Raw genomic sequence first — 23,629 nt, forward strand, 5'->3', positions numbered from 1 at the left:
TTTATTCCTCCATAATTTTATTGAGTGTTGGCCACAGATGATAAAAGTGATGAACAGGCCCAATTCCTTTTCCGGTGCGTTGGCCTTGAGCAGCCTTTAAAGCTTTATTTATGTACTTTTTTGCTATCCTACAACTGTCAAAAAGATCTAAGCCAAGAGCTAAACAAGAAGCAATTGTAGCAGATAATGTACAACCTGTTCCGTGAGTATTCTTAGTCTCAATTCTAGGATAGCTAAACCATTCATGATTACTATTAGCTGTAATAAGTAAGTCACAGGATTCATCACTATCTTTTAAATGCCCACCTTTGAGTAATACAGATTTTGAGCCAAACTTTAGTAATTCTTTTGCAATGGTAAGCATCTCCTCTTTAGTTCTAACTTCAATACCTGTTAATTCTTTAGCCTCTAATAGATTTGGAGTAATTATTGTACTCACTGGAATAATTTTTTCCTTAATAGATTTGATTGCTTCCGGCAAAAGAAGATTATCACCACTCTTTGCTACCATTACCGGATCAACCACAATTGGTATTTCAGTAGCATATTTTAAGAGAGATTCTGAAACCAATTCTATAACTTCAGAACTAAATAACATTCCTATCTTTATAGCATCTGGTGTTATATCTTCAAAAATAGCCTCTAATTGCTCCTTAATTGATTCTAAAGGCAATGGGTAACACTTTTTTACCCCTGTAGTATTTTGTACTGGTAAAGCAGTTAACACAGTCATTCCATAACACCCAAAGGCTGAAAATACCTTAAGGTCTGCCTGAATCCCAGCTCCACCTGAGCCGTCAAAACCAGCAATTGAAAGAGCTTTATATTTCATAACTTTTCCCTCATAAAGTTGAAATCGGGATTATATAAAGCATCAAGAAATACCACTCTAAANAGATCCAGAGCAAGAAGTCTTCTGTGCAGCTTGTTCACCACATAAGCTGTAGAATGCGGTAGCTAGCAAACTCGCTTGAAATAAATCAGTTTCTACAGAACAAAATGCAGCAATAATAGAAGATAGTGCGCAGCCCATCCCCGTAATACGCTGCATAAGCGGTAAACCGAATGATAGGTGCCTTATAGAACCCTTTTTTACTACAACATCAATTGCACCACTAATTACAACTGTTATATCGTATTGCTCAGCTAAAGAGTTAGCACTTTCTTCTGCTTCAAAAGTAGCATTCTGCGACTCAACTCCAAGAGTTTTAGCTTTATTATTATTGTCAAGCGATATGATCTCACTAGCATTGCCACGAACAACATTAGCATACTGAATGAGTTTCTGACTCGCTGTTGTGCGAACCATTGTTGCTCCACAGCCTACTGGATCAAGCACTACTATTTTTCTTAGTTTCTTTGCAGTTTTTAATGCATGTTTTACTCTTTCCAGAAAAGCATCATTAAGTGTTCCAATATTAACATTGACAGAACTTGAGTAAGATATAAGTTCATCAAGTTCATTTATTTCTTCAGACATAATTGGTGCAGCCCCTATTGCAAGTAGAGCATTTGCAACAAAATCCATAGTTACATAATTGGTTAGATTCAGAATCACAGGTTTTGATCTTTGAATTTTTTCAACGCATAATTTTATCTGCTCTAGCATAGCTTTTAACTTCCATTGATAATGTTACATAATCGCTGCACTTCTTTCTGTGGATCCTTCGCTTCATGGATTGCACCAATAACAGCAACTCCGAATGCACCAGTATTCATAACCTGTGCTACATTTTTCTGATTGATACCTCCAACTGCAACTACCGGATACCTTGATAATGCAACTACTTTTTTCAAACCATCTATTCCCCATAAGGTTTTTATATTATTTTTGCTTTTGGTTGCAAATACTGCACTTGCAGCAACATATGTCACCCCTATATCTAGATCGTTGATCTTCTCTAACTCATCTAATGATTCAATTGAAAGACCAATTATTTTGTTTGGACCTAGTAACTTCTGTGCTTGCTCTGGATTACCATCAGTGTGACCAAGGTGAACTCCATCTGCATCAAGCCTATGTGCAAGTTCAATATCGTCATTAATTATAAGTGGAACACTAAAAGGTGCCAAAATTAACTTTAATCTACGCCCAAATTCAAACAAAAACTCTGAAGAAGTATGCTTTTCACGCAACTGCAGTGATGTTATGCCTCCCTTTGCACACTTCTTAATAAACTCGAGGTATAAATCAATACCAGCACTATAGAAATGCTGAGTAATCAATATGAGCTTATATGGATGTTCATATTTATATTGAGTAACCACGATACCTGATAAGCATAAACAGTATATTGAAGATGGATACATTCATGGTAATATATACTAAACAAATTTGTTTAGTAAGACAAGATCTTTTTTAACAAAAACACAAGCTAATTAGCATCACAAAAAATTTGTTTATTTACTTTCTTCAAAAACATAAAAATAGTACGTACCTTTGTGAGAACGCGTTGCGTAAAAATAGGGTTGTGAAAATAAAAGCGTGAAATTGTTGCAACACAGCTAGGCACGTTAGTTCATATCTAAATATGGTGAAAGTAGGCCAATATAGCTGATTTTAGCGTATAATAAAATTACCATATAAAAAAGTTCGTACAGATCACATGGTAGACCAACGCATCCCAAAACGAACAGTTCTCACGGTTGCAGATTTTGTGTGCTGGAAATGGTTGTATTATTTAAGTTATTAGTGATATGTATTGCCAAGTTAATAGCAATTCATTTGGAAATAACAGAAAAATTTATGATAGTTCCATACTCTAAATGGAATGAAATCCTTTTTATTGATATCGTCTTTTTTGCAAAAAAATCCCTAACTTTTTCACCATTTTTCCGTGCAAAGTCAGTTTTTCTGTACCCATAATAGTTACTTTTTATCATTAACATAAGACCATATTTTCTAAAGCCCTTTTTACTCCACCTAAATCACAATCTGTACAGCATAAAATAATTAGTCTATTTTCATCCTATGTTATGGCTTGAACAAAATTACACTGCAGCAGACTTAGAGCTCAAACACTCAGGGATCAGGACATTTGTAAGCGCAGTCCACGTGCTTATGTCTGGATCCTTGATTTTTTCTTTATCTACATTTACCTCGAGCTTTGCAATGTTATGGCCAATTAATGCGCCAACAACAGGAGCAAGAATTAATGTGCTAATAGCAGCAGTCATACTCATAGAGGCTACTGTGAAGAGATATGTTAGTGCTGTAGTTATACCAACAAATGCTCCAAGGAGAGAATAACATGAATCATATGTAACATAATCTAGAGGAGTTTTTCCAAGACTGTCTTTAGCGTTAACATCCGCTCCGTGTTTTACTAAAAGCCGTACTGCGTCGATATCACCCTTTTTTGCAGCCAAGTGTAAAGGTGTAGATCCATATTTATTTTTAATATTAATTTCAGCTCCCTTTTCTATGAGAAGTTGCGCTATGTCTGTGCTATAACTGTCAATAGCATAGTATAGAGGAGTATTTCCATTGTTATCTGTAATGTTAACCTTGTTACATTTGCCTATCAGAAGTTGTGCTATGTCTCTATTAAGATAACGATAAAGATTCTTATGAAAAATAATAGCAGTTTCATGCTGACCTTCAGCATCAACCTCGGCGCCATTTTTTATTAGAAATTTTATTATATCTTCACGCGAATTAACTATTCCTAACATAGCTAAGTATAGAGGAGTCCACCCATTACCATCTTGGGCATTAACATCAGCTTTGTGTGTTACTAGAATCTTTGTTATCTCCATATTACCATGCTCCATAGCATAGTGTAAAGGAGTTTGTCCCAATCGACCTATAGCGTTAGTATTAGCTCCCTTTCCTATTAGAAAAATAACTACATCTGTATAGCCATTGCGTGTAGCATAGTGTAGAGGAGTATCTCCATATTCATCTATGACATTAACATCACTACCACTTTCTACAAGATCTTTTACACTATCTAAGTCACCACTCTTAACAACAGTAAACAGCGGCCTATTTAATTTATCATTCTTTTGCATGCCTAACCTCACAATTAACTTAAATTTAGTTTAACATATACTTTCAAGAAAATCAACATTATTAAATTTTTAAGAATAGATCTGCTGCGAATCAGGAAGGAAAAGTTTAGAGTATGAGGTTAGGAAAAAGCATTAAACCCGAATTCTGGATTAAGGATAAAAAAGAGCAAGAATATCAATAACTTATAATTTTAGCATTTACGATAGAAAAATTAATGGGCACCTAAATTTAAGCAGCAGGCACCTTAAAACTACCAATCAATTCAGTAAAATTCAAGAATTTCAATGACTTAGCCGTATGATGCATGTAATAAACTGTCATTTTTAAATTTGATCAGACTTAGTTAAAAAGTCAAGATTTTCAATAATTTACCTAAAATCTAATCCATAATTCGCGTTTTAGAGCAGCACAAGAGACCAACGCATTCCAAAAAAAACACCTCTCACGCTAGCTGGTTTTGGGCGCTGGAAGTGGCTATATTATTTAAGCTTTTAGTAATATATATTGTTAAATTAATAATAATTTATTTGGAATAGTAGAAAAAAATTATGGTAATTTTATAGTTCAAACGCAATGAGATCTTGATTTATTAGATCGTCCTTTTTGTAAAAAATACTAACTTTTTCTCCATTTTTTATGGATAAGGTCAAAAAGTAATAGTTGAAAATGTTATTGAAGAGATTTAAAATAATTGCAGATCGATATAGCAATAGACGAAGGCGTTTTGGTTTGCGGTTCGATATTATTGCCTGTTTTTACAACCTTGAATTGATTTCTTAGGTTATGCAAGAAGTCTATTGTTCCTATGAAACAATTTGTGTCACCGCTTGATAACATTGGTGGAACTTTCCATCCAGACATTTATTATCAAGGTGATTTTTTAGATACAGAAGGGGTACAAAAGTGGTTTCTTTATGAGGTTTTAAATAAAGATAACCTATAAATTGAGTTATAAAATTTATGAAAATCATTACCAACCCACTTCACTGAGAATAATTCCATTTTCAAAGCACTCTATTCCTTGTTTCATATATTGAACAATGTTATCTGGAAGATTACTGATATTAAAAAAAAGTAATTCTCTACACTTATTTGGCTCCATATTCTTTATCTCACCGTGCCATTTACAACACTTAAAGAAGAAATCAATGTAGTCTGGTTTGTGAGGATAGTGAATTATAGACGTAAAATTTAAATCACTTTTTTTTATGTCAATTCCCAACTCTTCTTTAGCCTCTCTTATCATGGCAGATGTAACAGATTCCTCTGGCTCAAGATGTCCAGCTATCAATCCATAACAATTTTCACTCAATTCAGTATTATGCCTTAGTGAAAGCAGCACCGAATTTTCTTTTATTAATAGAAGATTTACAGATATATGAACCTTGTGACGGTTATTATTCATGAGTAACTCCTTATCGACATTTGACAACTGTATTAATATATGTAAATAACATGCATGCTGCATTAATTATTCATATTTTACCTATTACCAAGTCTCGGTCCATCATCATCCAGATGTGCAGTTCATAGGCTTGTTAATTTGGCAAAAATGGAATGAAATCCTTCTGGTGATAAGTTTGCATTCGGTATTTCCAACCAATTCGGATATAGTATTTTTTGATATTTACTTATTCTTAAATTGACCTTATATTGGCTGATTTAAATGGAGAGTAAAAAATGGTTAATAAAAAGATATTAGCAATAACTGCTCTTGCTTTGTTGTTATCGCAACAATCATTTGCATTCAGAGAGTACGGATTTTATCTCAGCGGCATTTATTATGGTGAATTTTCAATCAACCCGGGGTCTTTAGAGATAGAGAATAATAATATTACAAATGCTGTTGTACGTGACAGAACAATAAAAAGTCAAAAATTAAGTGATNNGAACTATAACTTACCATTTGCTGCAAGCGTAGCAGTTGGTCATGTAGGAAAATTTAAAAATCATGATTACATAATTGAATTAGAGGGAATATATTCTAGAGTTGGCTCAATAAATGATCCAATTACAATGTCGTATACGTATTTAAATGACAAAAGTAACAAAGTATATGGATTTCAAATAGACTGTGACCGGAGCGAAAGTACATCTGTTATGGTTAATACCTACCACTACTTAAAAAATAATCTTTTTGCTTCTTCTCCTTACATTGGAGCAGGAGTTGGAATAACACGAATCAAGAGATTTGAAGAAATATCAGTAAGGCCTGCATATCAATTAAAAGCCGGCCTTAATTATCGCATAACTAAGGATATAGATATGCATATTGGATATAGACACTTTGGTACTATTGGTGCTAATTTTAAGCTTAAAGAATACAATCTAGGAATAGCGAATAATGATACCATTACTCCAAGTCAATCAATTACAGAAACTGATAAACAATCAACTATAACTAACAGCTTTTCTGGTACTCACAGTTTGGAAGTTGGAATCACTATTCGCTATGCAATTAAAGCTTAAAAATTTACGCAGCAATAACTGGAATTGGTTAATGAATATGTGCGTCCACACAAATTTAAAGCACATATTCATTAACTGAAGCAGGAATTGCTGTGGTGGCTGTTTGATATAAAATTCTGTTTCTACAACAGGTAGTGCCCACATAGTTGGATAAAATTACAAATAAAAAATTTTTTAAAAACGTAATTGATCAAGCATGCACAAAAGCAACTCACAGAGTAGATAATGCAAAAAAATAGAAGCTAATATTCAAATACAAAATGTTTACAAACCATTTTAGAAAAGCCTTCAAATTGTTTATTCGGTACTAAAAACAGTTCGCCGTTTTAACTCAATCAAAAAATAAAAAATTTTTGAAAATTCTGTTGATGTTATTATAAATTTATAATACATTTAATTGATATTGTAAAAATAGTTTTAATAGTAAGGTAAGTCATCGATGTTATGAAAAAGGGAACCAATGCAGCACAGGCTCTCGCAACAAGGAGAAGCACAAGATTAAGCACTTCTTCTAATCAGGGAATTGAGCAACCTAATACTACTCCGAAGAAACGGATTAGAAGATCTAAATCTTTCTCAATCTTAGAGGTATCTCCCACAAAATCAGAGTTATCTCCAGAAGAGGACTCGCCCAAAAGAAAAAGACGTGAAAGTGTACCTAGTGTGCCTTCACAAATAATAAATCAACCTATTCAGAGAGTTCAAGTTCAGGATAAAGCTCAATTACGTAAATCTAGAAAATCATCAGTAGCAAGTGGTAGTTCAATTGAATCATTAGGGAATGATAGTGTTAATTCACAAGGTGGTGTATTTGACAAAACAGATTTAGACGATGATGAACTTGAGGAAGGTGAAATTGAAGAATTGAGTGATGAGGGTTATGCATCAGCTATAGATAGTCTGGAATTAACGCAAGATAAGTATGCAAAAATTTTAAATAGTATCAAAGAAGAATTAGAAGCAGAGTTGTCAGCAGAAGTAGATGGAGAGAGACGTAATGAGATCAATAAAGAAATAGAAGATATTGAAAAATCAATACGTGATTTAGCAAAAAACGGAAATTTTACAGGCAATTGGATAAATCTCTTAGAGCATGTCTTCAAACTAAGTAGAAAGGAGTTAAGAAGTGTGTTATAAGATATATTTTAAATGTACCCAAGCGATATAAGTGACAAAGAATGGAAGATGATAGAGCAATATTTTGAACCTAAAAAGACCGGCAGACCAAGAAAACACAGTATCAGAACGATTATCGATGCAATAAGGTATGTGATGAGAACAGGCTGTCAATGGAGACAACTACCTAAGAATTTTCCACCATGGAAAACCGTGTATAGTTGTAATTCGCGTTTAAAAAAAGTGGAATATGGCAAGAAATTCATGATTTTCTAGTTAAAAAACTAAGAAAGATAATTGGTAAGAATGAAACTCCATCAGTAGGAATAATTGACAGTCAATCAGTAAAAACCACTCAAAAAGGGGATCCAGAGGATATGATGCTGGCAAGAAAGTAAAGGGTAGAAAACGCCACATCGTTGTAGATACTCTAGGTCTTGTAATTGCTGCTGAAGTACACAGTGCAAGCATTCAAGATCGTGATGGTGCACTAAATCTTTTTGTTCAAGCCAAATGCAAAGCTCCAACATTACGTAAGTTTTTTGCTGATCAAGGATATACAGGTAAATTGCAAAACCGCTGTTTATTGGAAACTGGATGTTTGTTGACGATTACCAAGAAAGTAGTTGATACAGGATTTCAGGTTATTCCTAAACGTTGGATTGTTGAGAGAACCTTTGCTTGGCTCTCCAATTTTAGACGTATGAGTAAGGATTATGAGCATTCTCCTCTCACTTCAAAAAATAACATCTTTTTTAATATGATCACTATTATGCTTCACAAATTAGCTCATTCTTGAGTTTGAAGACATGCTCTTAGAAAGAAGGATAGATTTTACTATTTCTTTAAGAGATTGGATGGAAAAAAAAGAAAGGAAGAAGTAGATATTCTTCCTCATGTACCTGAATTAATAATGAGGATAGTAGCTGAAATATGCAAAACTGTAAATAAAAATTATGATCCAACAAAAGATGAAGAAAGTGGTAAAGATTTAAGGTCCGTTTGGCAAGCAAAAAGGTTAATTCATTACTTTAAAGATCTTAGTGAAGTGATGACAGTTGAACAACGTCAAACCATGGCAAGGTTAATCATAAGAAGTAACAATAAACACCTTATTGAAGAGTTTTGTAAAAAAGATAGAAGAGATATTAAATTATATACATGGAATACAGGACAATACAGCAACTTATCATTGTATGAAGCATGTAAATATTCAATTCAACTTAAACTAGCTGTATCAGCAGAAGTAATAGTAGAGAGATTATTCGAATGTTCCCATGTAATATATAATGGTAATCATTTTCGTGATAATAAGCACGCAAGCAATGTGGTAAGCAAATTTATTAATGGTACAGATGTAAAAAATACGCGAGATTTATTTCTTGATGTGGAAGCCAATATGTGGTTAGTTGCAATTAGTACTAAGGGTTTCAGTCGCGTTTTATCGTTAATGTTAGCCGGAGATGTTTTGCATTTTTTAAGGTTAGAACCAATTGAGGTCAAGGATATTGAAAGCAAAAGTGATGAATACAAAAAATTTCGAAAATGTCTAGAAAATGTTATAAGTATAGTTCAACAGGATTTAGGTGAAATAATAAACAGTATAACTTATGACTGTGATAAAAAAACACAACGTAGTACAGATAACACTGAAATAATAGAAAAAGTTGTTACACCCTTTTTCATAGGTAAAGTGATAGCAGAATTGTTTTATAATCATAAATCTGCTGCAAGTGAATTTGTTAATAAATCATATAAAGGTCAAGAAGAGCAAGATAATAGTTTCTTAAACGGTATATATAAAAGTAGAGAAGATTTACTTCATGCAATTGACTATTCTAGTCATTTACGATCACATATTAGCCTTAAAGTATTACGTAAATCAATAGCAAGTAAAAAGAAGAATGCAGCTGCAATAAAAGAGTTATTGTCTTGTATATGCAAAACTTCAATGCAAGGACTTTTACAGAGAAATAAAAATATAATAGTTGATGAAGAAGTAGGAAAAGTTCTAGAGTGTTTTGGAGTAGAGGAGCAATACCTGAAAATTTCTCCTAAAGAACAAGATATGGGTAATGATAACAGTTTACCAAGCAATAAAAGTACTGTTATTCAGCATGAATTTTCAGATGAAATAGGTGATTTATTAGTGATAAATAAGTCTAATTGCCTATCGAAGAAGAATTTAAGTAAACTAAAACATAAATTTAAAAATGACGAAATTTTGACATTACCAGATGAAAAGTTAGATATAGCTTTCTGTGAGCTTTCCAGGGAGATAATAAAGAAAGATTACACAGATGGTGAAGGTTTACCTCTGGGTTTCATTAACAAAATGAAGAGGAGAATTGATTTTATTGTTGAGACTCGCGATACAAAACTAAAAAAGATAGCCAGTGATGATTTTCATAGAACTTTTATGGATCAAGGACTTAATTGCAAAATGACCGATGAACAACGGCAAGAGGTTATAAAATATATAATAGGTAAGAATTGTGTTGATTTACTAAAAAAATGTTTTTCTCAATCATTTCATAATGATAAGGCAAAAAATCATATAGCTACCATATATAATTTCTACTCATTTCCCTTTGAAGAACTTACTGGGAAACCACTTGAAATATGGATGCTGTATGCAATTAAGGAAAATCAAATGCATACAGCAATGTACTTTACTAAATTAGCTTATGAGTGTCAAAAGTTACATATTACTGCTTCAATATCTCATGAAACGAATGTTTTGTTCTCGTTGAGAAAAGCAATTGAAAAAAAAATAATAAAAAAAGAGGATATTCAACACATTAGACTTATAGTAAAAAAAGCAATTAGAGAACATTTTATAGAGGAAGAATTAGCTAAAACTTTTCTTGACTCAAAAAGTAGATCAATTACAACTTTAAACGAGCTAAACCAGAGATATGAAGAATATTTGTGTAAGATGTCATTGGAAGAAGCAATTCAAGAGGGTGTATTAAAGAAAAATGCACTTCAAAAAATTTGTATAATCTTATCATTAAGAGAAGTAATTAAAAACAGCAGCTTTAAAGATATTACCTTAAAAATGCTCGGTGGAATCACTTTTTTTTATGTATTTAGTTATGAAAATACATACGAAATTGTAAAAAGAGCAAAAGTAAACACTACTAGAGACATACTTGAGTGGCATGAAGTGCCACCAGTATTTCAAAATGCAATTGATAAAGTTCGTAAAAGCATGACAGAACTACTGTATTCATGGATAAAAGAAGATGCAAAGAAAAAAATAATAAGAGATAATACAGCAAAACTTCCAATAAAAACAATCATAGTAATTGGTATGATATGGGAGTTATTTGCTAATCAGAATGATTTAATAGAAGCAAATACTCAAAAAGAAGATGTACATTTCTCAACTAAACGATCAAAAAATAATGAAAGTGGAGAAACAATAGAAAGTTTAATAAAGTATTTTAGTAAATTAAAAAATGTAGAACAAATAGAGCAAAAATTAATCCTTGGTCAGGGTAATGCAAATTTCATCTTAGGAAACAGAACTCTTTTTGCTGAAGAATTATTTAAAGAGGTAGTGACTGATCCAGAAGCTATGGATGCACTCAGGGCAGTTTGGGTCCATATACTTGGCCCATTAAAAAGGTTAATAGATGATGTAGAAAAAGAGCATGGAAATAACGAGACAATTGAGTTTCTAAGGTGTCTTCTTGCTCCTCCTTTTGTACATCGTACTCTGTTTTATAAAGGGGATTACAAATATAGGTTAACTAGTAGTGACATCAGAGATATTGCAAAAAGTTCCTATGGATGGGAAGAATATGAAGATAAAGAAGGTGCAAGGTTTATATCTAAAGATGGCGTATTTTTTGCTTGCATAGAGTCAGTAGATTCTCTTAAAACAAAATTGCAGGACTATAAAGAAGCAATAAAAAAGAATCGTAATTTAACATTTACTTCGATCCTTTATGATAAAAACAAGGAGCATTGTATAACATTAGTTATTAAGGGTAATAAATCTTACTACTATGATCCACTTAACAAATTTTCAGAGGAAGATTTAGAAAAAATCAAGAATGTAGTTCGTGGAGTTTTTGAAATTGAAATTCAAAAAGCTGAAGTTGTTCAAAAGGAAAAGCAGTATAATGATTATGATTGTGGGATACTTGTATTAGAAAATGCAAAAGCAATTACAGATTTATTTAAGGAGAAAGAAGGAAGTGATATCTCTTCAGCGTTATGGGAACCTAGCAAAGAACAAATTAGAGAAAAAAGAGAAGAGTTTGCAAAAAAGCTATATCCTGTTGCTACATCACAAAGTATGAATATCGCATCAAATAATGATACGCCATCACAAAATACTATAGTCATTTCTGATGGTGAATCACATATTTCGCTAAATGATAAAGAAGATAGTGATTCTTTTGTACATAAAACTCTGAATGAAAAGAATTACAAATATAAGTTACAGACTAGTGCTATTAGAGCTATCACGGAAGCTTGCTATGGATGGAAAGCAAATTTAGATAGAAAAGGTTCAAAAAATATTACTCAAGGAGTGTTTTTTGATTGCTTACCAATTGAAAACCTAAAATTACAACTTGAAGAGTATAAAAAACTTCAACAGAAAAATAAGGATTTAATATTCACATCAATTATTAATACAGATAAAGATCATTGGGTAACGTTGATTGTTGTATGTAGAGAGAATAAACTAGAAGCTTACTACTGTGATTCATATGGCATGGTATTCAATAGCGCATATAAGTTAGTATCTCAGGCTTTATTGGAGATTTTAAAAATAGATCATGTTAAAGATCCTAAAATTGTGCAGCAAGCAGATAAGTACAATTGTGGGATATTTGCGTTAATGAATGCTAAGACAATTACGGACATGATAAAAGGAAATAAGCCTTTTAATGAAATTGATGAAAAACTAAAGGAGTGGCAATATAATCGAGACACGGCTAGCGAAATGGATGAAAAGCTTCAGGAAAAGAGGAAAGAGTTTGCAGTGGCAGTGCAAGATAATCGTAATAGATCTACATTTAATGGAGATAATTCGAGGAGTTTATTTGAATATGCAGGTAGTAAGATAGAAATAAATGGAAATCAAAATAATCCTAGACAAAGCCAAAATATTCTACAAAATAGAGACAGTATATCTGTATTAGAATCAAGTAATAAAGGTATAGAACGATTTAATATTAATTTTAATACGGAGGGTAAAATGCACACATCGGAATCAAGAGATTTTATTTTTGATTGGAGTAAACAATGTGAATCAGGAAATATTATTCCTATTTCATTTCCAAAAGGATATGATGATTTAAGAAGAAAGGTTGAAATAAAATATAAGGAAAGGTTATTAAATTATATACTTAGTCCTCAAGTGATATTTAGTAATCCTTATTGTATTGAAAGCGAAATAATAGTTGATGAGGCTATGGAAACCTCTGCTAATTCATATGATATAGGTGTTACAGCTGCTATGGGTAATGAAGAGCATCACCTTTTATATTACAATCAAGGGAAGGCTTGTTTAGAGAGAGGAGATATATACAATGCTACTAGAAATTTTCGCAAATTAACATTGCCAATAGAAGGAAGTCAAGAGGATAATTTAGACGAATATGGTCTTTATGCGTATTCAACATTATTATTCCAAAGTATTCGAAATAAATTAGAAAGACGAGAAGTTCTTACTCAAGAAGATTTATCAGAAGCAAAGAGGGTATTTCCATTATTACGTGATGCTCAATCCATTTATCCTCTTAATGAATTTTTACTTGGAGTGTTAGGAACATATGGGGATATTAGAGCACTGTGGAATCAATGATAAAAAGTACTTGCAAGGTCTAATCAGTAACATTTATAAAAAAACTGAAAACCTTCCTATTCAGATAGACTATTCTGATTTAGGTGATGTTTTAAGAAAGCAATACTCTTCATCAAATCAAGGTAATAATCCTTATATTGAACTAGTTCAATATATAACTAATCATTCAAGATATTTAGAAGCTATGGCTATGAGGCAGCAACAAACTGACTATAGGAAGAGCAAGTCCTCAGATAAAGTTATAGAGCAGCTGTCACTCTCTTATGGACAAAAATTACCTGAGGCGCAATTCATGTATGTACTTGATATATTGAAGTCGTTATTGAGTGACGGAAATATAATTGGAAGTCATGGATTCAAAACTGAATTTGAAAAGATGACAAAAGTACTCAAAGGTCTCGCTACAGGTAACAGCAGTGTTAAAGATGAAGCAATCTTTTTAATCGCTACTCTACCTTTAAGCAGTACAAAGTTTACGCAGCATTATAACAGAGGGCTCCATGCTCAAGCTGGAGAAAATTTTAAATTGTTAGCAACGCTTGGTGCTAGAGACAGAGAAGCAGCACTCCTTTTTATTAAAGAGCCATACTAAGCAGAAATCTTCCCTTATCGTACAAGATATTAATGAAGTTATGTTATTCATGCAAAATATCAGGTACCAAGGTAAGGGAAGTGATATTAATCATATAAAACTAAGATTAAAGGGAATACAGTTAGTAAAAGATGGTAAACACAATAATATACAACAGATAGAAGAAGATCTGAAGGAATGCACAGAAGAAAATTTAAGAGAACTACATAGCGTGTACTCTCAATTTACAGGACGGGATTTTAAATGTTTTATAGATAATTTAAATTTCTTGATTAGTAATAAGCAACAACAAAATATCAGTGGTATAGGTAATCCATTAAATGCCAGCACACCTCCTGATAATCGTTCATATTGTAGTACATCAGGTAGTAGAGCAGGCAGCGGTAGTAGTGGTGTAGGTAGTATTATGAGTACTAGAAGTGAAGGAGATAGCGATGTGCAAGTCTATATTGCACCACCAGGCGACGTGATGCTGCAAGATGATGATATGGATGAGATTCACATCATATTTGGCAATGCAAAAGGTGGAGGAGATTGCTTCTTTGATTCATTCAGACAATCTTTAGAAAAACAGAAAAGAATTGAGGTTACAGTACAGGAATTACGTAAAAAGTGCAAAGAATTTGTTGAAAATATTCCTATAGAGATTAATGGCCTATTAATACCAGAAACTCCAAGAGAATATTGGCCAGAAGATTACAGGTTTCTAAATGGGTGTATTGGTAGGAAATTAACAGAACGTGAAGGTAGAGATGAAAAAATTAAAGATCTTCCTGATTACATCAACTATATTGTGCATCCAGAAAAAGAACTATGGGGTGACAGTGATATTGAAGGTATAATACTTTGTAAAGTTTATGGAGTGAAAATACATCTTATAGAACCAAACTATCACGCTTCGGCTGATGATGCAAGTCATAATGAAGATATGTTCTTACATCAAGTGATAAATGATAAAGGGGTAAATTCTGTTACTGACAGCGAATCCATTGATTATAAGGATAAAAATATTTTACATATATCAAATGAATATTTTCATTTTCTTCCAGTATTTGCGTGTAAAAAAGGTGAATTAGGAAGCTTTGCTTATTCTTCTAACCTGAAAGATACTAAGTTGCCATCAATTGAATTGAATGAAGATCATTTAGAACATAGTACGTCTTATGAAAGTGCTACATCAATTGAACAAATCAGAGGGGGTAATGATTCCAGATGTCGTTGGGGACCTGTTAGTAAATTGTCATTTTTAGTTGATAGAAGTGATGCACCAGTGACGGAGTCATCATCGATATCTTCTGAAGCATGGAATGGAATAAGTGAAAGGTTAGCTAAGCTTGTTATTAAGCCTGGGATGGTGATACAAGTTAAGGGTACGAAAGCATCCCAACTTAGGCAACAACGTAATCAGGAGCGTATAGATAAAAGAGCACCTACTCAGCAACCTAGACGTGGAAATATGGGTGGAGCAGGAACAGCAGCTGCTTTAAAAAAACCACCTACCGTTTTAGCAAGTGAACAAAGAAATGCACCTTATGGAGCACAAACAGTTCAGCAACTTGGACGTGAAAGAACAACACTTCCTCAGCAGACTGGACATGGGAGTATACGTGGAGCAGGAACAACAGCTGCTTCTATCGTTCCAGCAAGTGATGGAGTAAATCCAAATCCGTCTAAACGCCTTACTTATAATATAGATGAAGGGACTGCTTCTCAGCAACTGCCTACCGTTCCAGTGAGTGGACTTAGACCAAAAATAACAATTGTTCCTCAATCTGCCGATATGAATGGGCATAAAACGGTAATACGGTCTAACAGAGCTACTTTTACACGTAGTAAAGGACAGGGGCAGCAGACTTCTTTTGCTCAGGTAGAGACTGAGAACCAAGGACAACAGACTTCTCCTGCGCCGAGATGTGACGCTGCTACATCGTATCGTGGACGAGATTATGGCGATGTAAGTCGCAGTATGTTGCAAGCTCCTTTTGGAGAAACAGGAGAAGGTCTGGAAGATCAAATTTCTACTACAAGTTATTATAGTACAACAGAAGGAGAGAATCTGGAAAACCAAATGCCGCCAGAAGAAAGTATTATTGAAACTCCTCCTCTTGCAGATAATTCAACGGAAAGAGATCTTGCAGGTATAACTCCTCCTTCAGGTAATCGCTACAACTCGGATGTTAGTGGAACGCCAGTAGGTACGCCGTTTGATCGAGGTCAAGGGCCTGCTTATGGTGGTTTTCCTAATACTCGACGTCGTCTTCCTGCGAGTAATGTTGAAGATGTTGATGTTAATCAATTAACGCAAGCATCAAATAGTCTTCCTCCTAGGTAAATAACTTATTAAAATACAAGAGTAACTTCAATTAAAAAGTTACTCTTACTTTATAGTATTAATAACACTAGTTATCAGGATGTAGAAGTTATCACAAGTTGCAAAATCTACTGAGAAAGAAGTTCGAACTTTATTGGAAAATCCAAATATTTCTATGCTTAGATATAAGCAACGAACAGACAAAGTCTGTTAAACCGGAAAGAAACGCCACTTTTGTTTTTAGCAGTCTGTAAGTATAATTTTGTNGGGAGTACTTTTGCAGTTATAACCGATAAGCCCAATGGTGCCTTANNAGTGCCCGTATATAAGCATGGTTTTGGANNGGGAACGGTTAAACCATTGATGGAGTCCTTGCAGACTACCTCGTTTAGAAGATTGTATAATCTAACCGTTCCAAGCTGAAGCTCTTCTCAACTATAAATTATTATAGAGTGGAGGTTCCAAAATGGCAAAAGTAAAAAGCAAATTAGAGATCTGATGCGGCAGATTGGCTCATCTGTACATTATATATGTGTACCTGAAGGAAGAGATAAGCACAGTGTTCAAAAATTCGGGTGTTTCACAGAAGATCTCTACAACATAGCAAAATGGTTGAAAAAATGTAAAGTTAATACAATAGCCATGGAGTCAACGGGAGTGTACTGGATTCCTTTGTTTCAAGTACTTGAATCACACGGATTTGAAGTAAAACTGGTAAACGCAAGACATGTAAGAAATGTACCTGGAAGGAAATCAGACGTTCAGGATTGTCAGTGGCTTCAACAGCTACACAGCTATGGATTACTTCAAGGGTCATTTAGGCCGGCTTTGTTGCATGGCTACCAATGAGAAGGTGTGATGTAAGGGATTTACGAGGCAAATTCGAAAATAGGCATACCGATATCAGTAAATTTGTTAATCAAGTAGCATTTTAAGATCATCTCTTGAGAACGATTTATTTTGGATTTATTCTTAAAACTAAATCCAAATGTTTTTTTAACCCTAAAGAAAAAACTCTCAATACGTGATCGTGTTCCATACCTTGTCTTCTTTTTCCACTGACTTAAATTGTATGCTTTTCTTATATTGATGTTCTTATTTCGTTCCGATAAATGATCTATATCATTGTAGATTTTTGCATTTTTTCTCGGCTTTATTATGGGTTTTAAATTATACTTATTGCATAACTTATATAAATTTGCTGTATCATAAGCTCCATCTGCACGAAGAGACTTAATCTTATAGATATCACCTATTTCTTTTAGTATTTCCGATGCTGATACGCTATCATGTGAAAGGAAATTAGTATATCGAGTTGTTATTGCCTTTTTACTGTTTATATCTAAAGCAACATGTAGCTTTCTTGCTTGATTTCTACCATTATATTTCCTTATCTTGGCATTATCTTTGTTATGTTGAGTGCTGTTGCTATAAATATGGATTACTGTACTATCTATAGCAATTTCAATATTCTCCATATCATTTTTATCTGTTCTGTGATCACACAGTTTCAAATTAAGTTTGTTTAGTCGGCGACAAGCCTGTGAATAGCTCATCACTTGCAGATTCTTCCCTATACCTTCTAAATATCCTTTTATGAATCCAACTGCTTGCCTTAAACCTATTCTAAATAGATTAACAATTATATGTATTGCAATGACAACTTTATCGCTGTAAATGTTATTTCCACCTGCAACCTTTTCTGAAATTTCATACCAGTTTTCTATAGCTTCATCAATGAAATGAAAGACATTTCCTCTTTTTTCTAAAAATTGATTATACTCGTTATTGTTACTGACTTTCATTTTCTGTGGCATACACTCCCTAAAGCATTCATTTTTCAATAGAGTAACCACTTCTTTTTTAATTTTCTCTCTTTTTTTCTCCTATCTCTACTCGCTATGCAACAAAGCCTTCTTGTAATTTCACTCTCAAAGCATTAATTTGAGGTTCAGCGGCGTTAATGCCTTCTTGTTCTACAACTTGACTTACTTCTTGAGCAATTTTTTCAATTTCTCCGTAAAGCTTGAAATATTTCTTTATCTCTTCTGTAACTTCTTTACTATCTGAAACCCCCAAAAAACTGATATTAGTAAATGGCATTTTCCAAAATTTACTCCACTCTTTAACTTTATCTTTTTCAGGTACTTTGGAATCCCACCATAGACCTAATACTGTCTTTTCATCAAACTCATTCATTAATTTACGCATTTCGACTACCTTATTTTCATAATAAGGAACAAGATTCTTAGTAAAGCTTTCGGGATTTGCTACTGCATACATACAGACCTCCATTTGAAATGAAATTATTATATGTAACCAAATTGATCTAGTAAGTCAACTACCTTTTTCAAAAAATATTTTCAATAAAAATATAAGCCAATTAGCACCACAAAAAATCTAATTATTGACTCTTTCTAAAAACATAAAATAGATCGTATATTTGTGAGAATAATTTAAATAAAATTGGTGTTGCGAAAATAAAAGCTTGAAATTATTTGCAACAAAGCCAGGTACGTTAGTTCGTATATAAATGTGACCAAAGTAGGCTAATATAGCTAATTTCAAGATATAGTAGAATTATTATATAGAAAAGTTCGCAAGGAACGAGCGGTAGACCAATGCATTCCAAGAAAAACACTTCTCATGCTTGCTGGTTTCGGTTGCTGGAAGTGGTTGTGTTATTTAAGTTATTAATAATAGATTTTATTGAATTAATAATAATTTACTTGGGAATAAAAGGAAAACTTATGATAGTTTTATATCTTAAATAGAATAAAATCTTTTTTATTAATATCGTCCTTTTTGCAAAAAGCATTCCTAATACCAAACTTCGTTATTGGGAAGACAAATAGGACATATTATAAATTTGCTTAAACTCCGCAATTACAGGCAAAAGGGCTATTTTTAATTTGTCTTATTATTAATGAGACTTGGTATAAATACGGGATATAATTCCAAAGATACTGTTCAGTCTTTCAACTCTGTTGGAAGGGGAGCAAAATCTAATTTTCGGCCTTATTGGCGTTAGTTCTCGCCCTGCTTCACCCTTCCCTGTAAGATATTTTAGCTCTAATACCTTACACCATAAAGATACAAGTTCTTCTGTCAGATTAAATCTTGTTTAGTACATTTACATATACCTTTTCTAAATCACTTAGCTTGTGATTAAAGCTNNTATATCTCTTAACCATCTCATCTAGTGTAACAGAGCTTAGAGAGAAACTTAACTCTGGTAATGGATGCACAATTGAGGATTGCAGACTAGTTAATGGCTCTCCGCCATTTATTTGAGAGTCTAGGAAAGTTAGCTCACTTTCCAGGCTATCTAATATATTCTCATTTGACGTTAAACTACTATTAACTGTTGAATCTTCTGGTACTATATTGCGGAATTGATTATCTAATTCAGCAAAACCCAGAAATGGAATTACTGATATACACTGGCGCTTTGCTGGTTGCTCCACTGTAGATATTTCGTCTGTTCCAGTATCAATTTCATATTTACCAACTATTTCGTCTGGTATAACAGAGCTTGAAAAGAAATTTCCTTCGATTTGCAAATCTAAAAATTCATTCAAATCATCTATCTTTCTTTTGTGTACTAACGGTTCATTGTCATAAGAAAAGTCCGGTCTACTATCAGATGCATGTCCAACAAATGTTTCCTCGAATGCAGGAGATATAGGAGAGAAATTTAACTCTGGCAATTCATCCACAATTGAGGATTGCAGATCAACTACTCCATTTATGAAATAGTTATAATACTCTGGGGATAATTGCTCACCTTCTAGGCTATCTGATATATTCTCGTTCGACGTAAAACTACTACTAGGTGTCGAATTTTCTGGTACTACATTGCGGAATTGATTATGTAATTCAGCAAAACCCTCAAATGGAGGTACTATTTGGCTACATAATTGATTCTCTTTGTCAGAAGAAAATTCTGGTCTAGTATCAAATGGATGTTCAACAACTGTTTCCTCGAATGCAGGAGATATAGGAGAGAAATTTAACTCTGGCAATTCATCTCTGTTTTGTACTAACGGTTCATTGGAGTTTTTAGTGCTTAAATTGCTTGAACTCTCTTTATTGTTTGAATAAAACTTTTTTAGGGTAAGCTTAGCTTTGGCTGTTGTTTTTGTCTCTAAATGTACTTTATAGTCTTCTTTTTGCTGAGGGTCCAGTTGATAAAGTAGAGTTTGAGATAAAGTATATTGGGGATGAATACGACCGAGTGTATTGAAAGCAAACTTTTTATTCTCTTGAAGCAACTGATTAAAGATTGAAATTGCTTCTTCCTCCTCTAGTGCATTTAGTATGCCGGACATAGCTGAGACTTTAAGCTTTGCTTTAACATGCTCTATATATTCATTTTTATGGTTAGTGCTAAGATTATTGAATATCTTTTTAAATTTATTTGCTTGTCTATCAGAAGCTAACTTGTTTAAATTTTTCACCACTTCGTCGCTTATACTACTATGCATTTCTTTACCACCATCAAAGTTAATATATTAATATTATATGAACTTTGATAATAAAATCAATATAAAATATTTAAAAATTAATTATTTTATAATAAAAACAGAAAATCTATTATTTTTTTTGTTTTCCTGATTTGTGTCTGTGTTGTTGTTTGTATCTGTTCAGGCAATGGCGTCAACTTAAGAGCCTCCATTAGCAAACTCTCCTATGGATTTTCTGAAAAGTTTTCGAGTATATTGTATTTTTAATTTGTAAAATAAGATTTTTCCTTTCTGCATGTTTCGTCTAAAAAGGACACATTTTAGACTTCTTTGTTGAAATAAAACAGAAACAAAAGTGCTGTTTATTGCAGCTTTTGGGTAATTTAATGGTAAAAATTTTAGAGAGAAATTTTATACACAATCACTGATATTTTTCCTTAAGTTGACGCCATTGTCTGTTCAGGGGAGTGCAAGCCAGTGCTCCTTGTCATGTGATGCACAGCTGTACAGAAATTGAAGATGTCATCCGAGTAGCTGACATTGGAATCCAGCTATGCAAGAAATCTATTGTTTTAAGGCGAATTATCTTTCATGGTCTGTATTTGTTTTTTCTATTTTCGTAGTATTGACAGGAGTTACCAATGGATCATCAATTTGCTTTAAACTTTCATTTACGCTTTGGTCTTGACTTAAAAGGAGCTTATTTTGTTGTTGTCCTTCATCATTTAGCATACTTTTTTGAGTAGTGCCTTTTCTATCCTCTACACTTTTTTTATCTTCACCAAAAAGTTTTTTGAATATTTTCTTCAGAAAACGCACCAAAAAGCCTTCTTCTTTTTGATTTTCTTCCGATTGAGCTATATTTTTCTTTTCACTCAACTGAGATTTTTTTTCTGTAGTATTCCTATTCACTGAGACTTGTTTTAACGAAATTTTGGCTTTTTCAGGCTTTTTGTCGTTCGGTTTATCTTTTATAACCCCAGTTGCGAAAGAGTAGACTCCGGAAACATATTATCAAAAAATAGAGAGGTTACCCATGAATAAAAATGTAACAGAATTATTTTGCTTTGTAGACGATTGTGCGCCGTAGAAACACGGAAAGTGTTGAAGCTGCACAATAGATGAGCCTCGGAGACGGTTTGCAAGAGCAGGCTTCAAACAACCATAAGCTGCTTTGGTAAGGTAGTGAGCATTATGGAAAAGGCACAATTATGTGTCATGTGTGAAATAGAGAGACGAACGCAAGTGAACCACTGATGAAGTGTCAAAAGCGTAGAGACGACGTCAAAACCAGGGGAACCTGGTACCGGGAGCTTGTTTACTGGGTAGGTGGCGTCCGGCATAAAAGTGGCGTGAATCTATTTTAGGCTATTGCATGGAACTGCGGGAACCTGTCGTTTCGATGATAAGGGAGAAATCCAAGGAGCTGAACTCCAAGGGTGAGAGTACCGATGCGGAAAACAGGAGCTCGTAGTAGTGAAGAAGTTTCTGTAATGGAAATGGAGCGAAGGAGCTGAGTTATTCAGTTTTAATTATGTATCAACCGAAAGGGAGGAGTTAATGAATAAAACAAAGTCTTTTGATATACCAAAGCAACTTATTTGGAGGGCTTATAAACAAGTATCGAAAAATAAAGGTGCGGCTGGTGTGGATGAGGTATCGATAACAAAGTTTGAGGAAAATCTAAAGGATAATAGACCTCTTTCAAAATGGGAATGTTCAAAAAAGCATACGCGTCAAGTTAAGAAGCAAGGGTTAGAAAATTCAATGAACTTAAGGTGGATACTCTAGTTTTTCTATACCTGTCTTTCAGAGAAAATTGTGACCAGTCTGTGGTAAGTTTTTTCAGAAAAATTCTCAAGTGATTAATTTTGCTGCTTAACGCTAAAAACAACTCCCTAGTCCTTCTTTTTAGTTCAATGAATGCTTTTGTTAAACTCAGTTCTGTATTCTCTTTCAGCTTTGTACATCCAACAATCCCGTGAAATATAAGAGCATGTCTTCAAACTAAGTAGAAAGGAGTTAAGAAGTGTGTTATAAGATATATTTTAAATGTACCCAAGCGATATAAGTGACAAAGAATGGAAGATGATAGAGCAATATTTTGAACCTAAAAAAGACCGGCAGACCAAGAAAACACAGTATCAGAACGATTATCGATGCAATAAGGTATGTGATGAGAACAGGCTGTCAATGGAGACAACTACCTAAGAATTTTCCACCATGGAAAACCGTGTATAGTTGTAATTCGCGTTTAAAAAAAGTGGAATATGGCAAGAAATTCATGATTTTCTAGTTAAAAAACTAAGAAAGATAATTGGTAAGAATGAAACTCCATCAGTAGGAATAATTGACAGTCAATCAGTAAAAACCACTCAAAAAGGGGATCCAGAGGATATGATGCTGGCAAGAAAGTAAAGGGTAGAAAACGCCACATCGTTGTAGATACTCTAGGTCTTGTAATTGCTGCTGAAGTACACAGTGCAAGCATTCAAGATCGTGATGGTGCACTAAATCTTTTTGTTCAAGCCAAATGCAAAGCTCCAACATTACGTAAGTTTTTTGCTGATCAAGGATATACAGGTAAATTGCAAAACCGCTGTTTATTGGAAACTGGATGTTTGTTGACGATTACCAAGAAAGTAGTTGATACAGGATTTCAGGTTATTCCTAAACGTTGGATTGTTGAGAGAACCTTTGCTTGGCTCTCCAATTTTAGACGTATGAGTAAGGATTATGAGCATTCTCCTCTCACTTCAAAAAATAACATCTTTTTTAATATGATCACTATTATGCTTCACAAATTAGCTCATTCTTGAGTTTGAAGACATGC

21 protein-coding genes and 3 pseudogenes are annotated in these 23,629 nt (G+C 33.5%); 14 read left to right on the plus strand and 10 right to left on the minus strand.

Annotation, left to right across the window (positions count from 1 at the left end; translation table 11 throughout):
* Position 1: 1 nt before the first annotated feature.
* From thiD to NOX90_RS02270, 4 genes are all read right to left on the minus strand, one after another.
* Entirely contained in the window at positions 2–832 is an 831-nt protein-coding gene (gene thiD / locus NOX90_RS02255; protein ID WP_375604373.1) for a bifunctional hydroxymethylpyrimidine kinase/phosphomethylpyrimidine kinase, read from the minus strand.
* 57 nt (positions 833–889) lie between these two features.
* Positions 890–1,609: a hydroxyethylthiazole kinase gene (thiM, locus tag NOX90_RS02260; RefSeq protein WP_375604374.1), complete on the minus strand. Its 720-nt coding sequence runs from the start codon at positions 1,607–1,609 to the stop codon at positions 890–892.
* Positions 1,610–1,614: 5 nt separating this feature from the next.
* Positions 1,615–2,268: a thiamine phosphate synthase gene (gene thiE / locus NOX90_RS02265; RefSeq protein WP_375604375.1), complete on the minus strand. Its 654-nt coding sequence runs from the start codon at positions 2,266–2,268 to the stop codon at positions 1,615–1,617.
* 723 nt (positions 2,269–2,991) lie between these two features.
* Entirely contained in the window at positions 2,992–4,014 is a 1,023-nt protein-coding gene (locus tag NOX90_RS02270; protein ID WP_375604376.1) for an ankyrin repeat domain-containing protein, read from the minus strand.
* Between the two features lie 670 nt (positions 4,015–4,684).
* Between NOX90_RS02270 and NOX90_RS02275 the strand changes: the two are divergent.
* Together NOX90_RS02275 and NOX90_RS02280 are read left to right on the plus strand one after the other, a co-directional pair.
* Positions 4,685–4,795, plus strand: a pseudogene (locus tag NOX90_RS02275) (IS5/IS1182 family transposase); the annotation flags it as partial.
* A gap of 25 nt (positions 4,796–4,820) precedes the next feature.
* On the plus strand, positions 4,821–4,958 hold the full coding sequence (locus NOX90_RS02280; RefSeq protein WP_375604377.1) for a hypothetical protein: 138 nt from the start codon (positions 4,821–4,823) through the stop codon (positions 4,956–4,958).
* 27 nt (positions 4,959–4,985) lie between these two features.
* Here the strand turns inward: NOX90_RS02280 and NOX90_RS02285 are convergent, their stop codons facing one another.
* Entirely contained in the window at positions 4,986–5,420 is a 435-nt protein-coding gene (locus NOX90_RS02285) for an NUDIX hydrolase (protein ID WP_375603610.1), read from the minus strand.
* Positions 5,421–5,695: 275 nt separating this feature from the next.
* Between NOX90_RS02285 and NOX90_RS02290 the strand changes: the two genes are divergently transcribed.
* The 8 genes and pseudogenes from NOX90_RS02290 to NOX90_RS02325 all read left to right on the plus strand — a co-directional run.
* A complete protein-coding gene (locus NOX90_RS02290) occupies positions 5,696–6,484 on the plus strand; it encodes a P44/Msp2 family outer membrane protein (protein ID WP_375604378.1) in 789 nt (262 codons plus the stop codon).
* A gap of 444 nt (positions 6,485–6,928) precedes the next feature.
* Positions 6,929–7,621, plus strand: a complete 693-nt coding sequence (locus NOX90_RS02295) for a hypothetical protein (RefSeq protein WP_375604379.1) — start codon at positions 6,929–6,931, stop codon at positions 7,619–7,621.
* Between the two features lie 12 nt (positions 7,622–7,633).
* Positions 7,634–7,876: a transposase gene (locus NOX90_RS02300; protein WP_375603621.1), complete on the plus strand. Its 243-nt coding sequence runs from the start codon at positions 7,634–7,636 to the stop codon at positions 7,874–7,876.
* Positions 7,877–7,940: 64 nt separating this feature from the next.
* Positions 7,941–8,399: a transposase gene (locus NOX90_RS02305; protein ID WP_375604575.1), complete on the plus strand. Its 459-nt coding sequence runs from the start codon at positions 7,941–7,943 to the stop codon at positions 8,397–8,399.
* Positions 8,400–8,453: 54 nt separating this feature from the next.
* A complete protein-coding gene (locus NOX90_RS02310; protein ID WP_375604380.1) occupies positions 8,454–13,427 on the plus strand; it encodes a Ulp1 family isopeptidase in 4,974 nt (1,657 codons plus the stop codon).
* Positions 13,396–14,019, plus strand: a complete 624-nt coding sequence (locus NOX90_RS02315) for a hypothetical protein (protein WP_375604381.1) — start codon at positions 13,396–13,398, stop codon at positions 14,017–14,019. The genes NOX90_RS02310 and NOX90_RS02315 overlap by 32 nt, the downstream gene beginning before the upstream one ends.
* 49 nt (positions 14,020–14,068) lie before the next feature.
* Entirely contained in the window at positions 14,069–16,351 is a 2,283-nt protein-coding gene (locus NOX90_RS02320) for a hypothetical protein (protein WP_375604382.1), read from the plus strand.
* 445 nt (positions 16,352–16,796) lie between these two features.
* Positions 16,797–17,155 (plus strand): annotated as a pseudogene (locus NOX90_RS02325) (IS110 family transposase); the annotation flags it as partial.
* Positions 17,156–17,199: 44 nt separating this feature from the next.
* On the opposite strand, the gene NOX90_RS02330 reads toward NOX90_RS02325, so the two are convergent.
* From NOX90_RS02330 to NOX90_RS02345, 4 genes are all read right to left on the minus strand, one after another.
* Positions 17,200–18,147, minus strand: a complete 948-nt coding sequence (locus tag NOX90_RS02330; protein WP_375603607.1) for an IS5 family transposase — start codon at positions 18,145–18,147, stop codon at positions 17,200–17,202.
* Positions 18,148–18,229: 82 nt separating this feature from the next.
* Positions 18,230–18,613 (minus strand): hypothetical protein, encoded by a 384-nt coding sequence (locus NOX90_RS02335; RefSeq protein ID WP_375604383.1) that lies wholly within the window; start codon positions 18,611–18,613, stop codon positions 18,230–18,232.
* 830 nt (positions 18,614–19,443) lie between these two features.
* Complete coding sequence (locus NOX90_RS02340) at positions 19,444–20,817, minus strand: hypothetical protein (protein WP_375604384.1); 1,374 nt, start codon at positions 20,815–20,817, stop codon at positions 19,444–19,446.
* Positions 20,818–21,378: 561 nt separating this feature from the next.
* Complete coding sequence (locus NOX90_RS02345) at positions 21,379–21,675, minus strand: hypothetical protein (protein ID WP_375604385.1); 297 nt, start codon at positions 21,673–21,675, stop codon at positions 21,379–21,381.
* 681 nt (positions 21,676–22,356) lie between these two features.
* On the opposite strand from NOX90_RS02345, the gene NOX90_RS02350 reads away from it, so the two are divergent.
* Positions 22,357–22,587: a hypothetical protein gene (locus tag NOX90_RS02350; RefSeq protein ID WP_375604386.1), complete on the plus strand. Its 231-nt coding sequence runs from the start codon at positions 22,357–22,359 to the stop codon at positions 22,585–22,587.
* On the opposite strand, the pseudogene NOX90_RS02355 reads toward NOX90_RS02350, so the two are convergent.
* A pseudogene (locus NOX90_RS02355) lies at positions 22,538–22,789 on the minus strand (IS4 family transposase); the annotation flags it as partial. The gene NOX90_RS02350 and the pseudogene NOX90_RS02355 overlap by 50 nt on opposite strands.
* A gap of 59 nt (positions 22,790–22,848) precedes the next feature.
* On the opposite strand from NOX90_RS02355, the gene NOX90_RS02360 reads away from it, so the two are divergent.
* The 3 genes from NOX90_RS02360 to NOX90_RS02370 all read left to right on the plus strand — a co-directional run bounded on the left by NOX90_RS02360 (position 22,849) and on the right by NOX90_RS02370 (position 23,615).
* Complete coding sequence (locus NOX90_RS02360) at positions 22,849–23,007, plus strand: hypothetical protein (RefSeq protein ID WP_375604387.1); 159 nt, start codon at positions 22,849–22,851, stop codon at positions 23,005–23,007.
* On the plus strand, positions 22,973–23,092 hold the full coding sequence (locus NOX90_RS02365; RefSeq protein WP_375604584.1) for a transposase: 120 nt from the start codon (positions 22,973–22,975) through the stop codon (positions 23,090–23,092). Before NOX90_RS02360 ends, NOX90_RS02365 begins: the two co-directional genes overlap by 35 nt.
* A 64-nt stretch (positions 23,093–23,156) precedes the next feature.
* Complete coding sequence (locus tag NOX90_RS02370; protein ID WP_375604575.1) at positions 23,157–23,615, plus strand: transposase; 459 nt, start codon at positions 23,157–23,159, stop codon at positions 23,613–23,615.
* Positions 23,616–23,629: the final 14 nt, after the last annotated feature.

Source organism: Wolbachia endosymbiont of Anurida maritima, from assembly GCF_042182995.1.
In the GTDB taxonomy this organism is placed as follows: domain Bacteria; phylum Pseudomonadota; class Alphaproteobacteria; order Rickettsiales; family Anaplasmataceae; genus Wolbachia.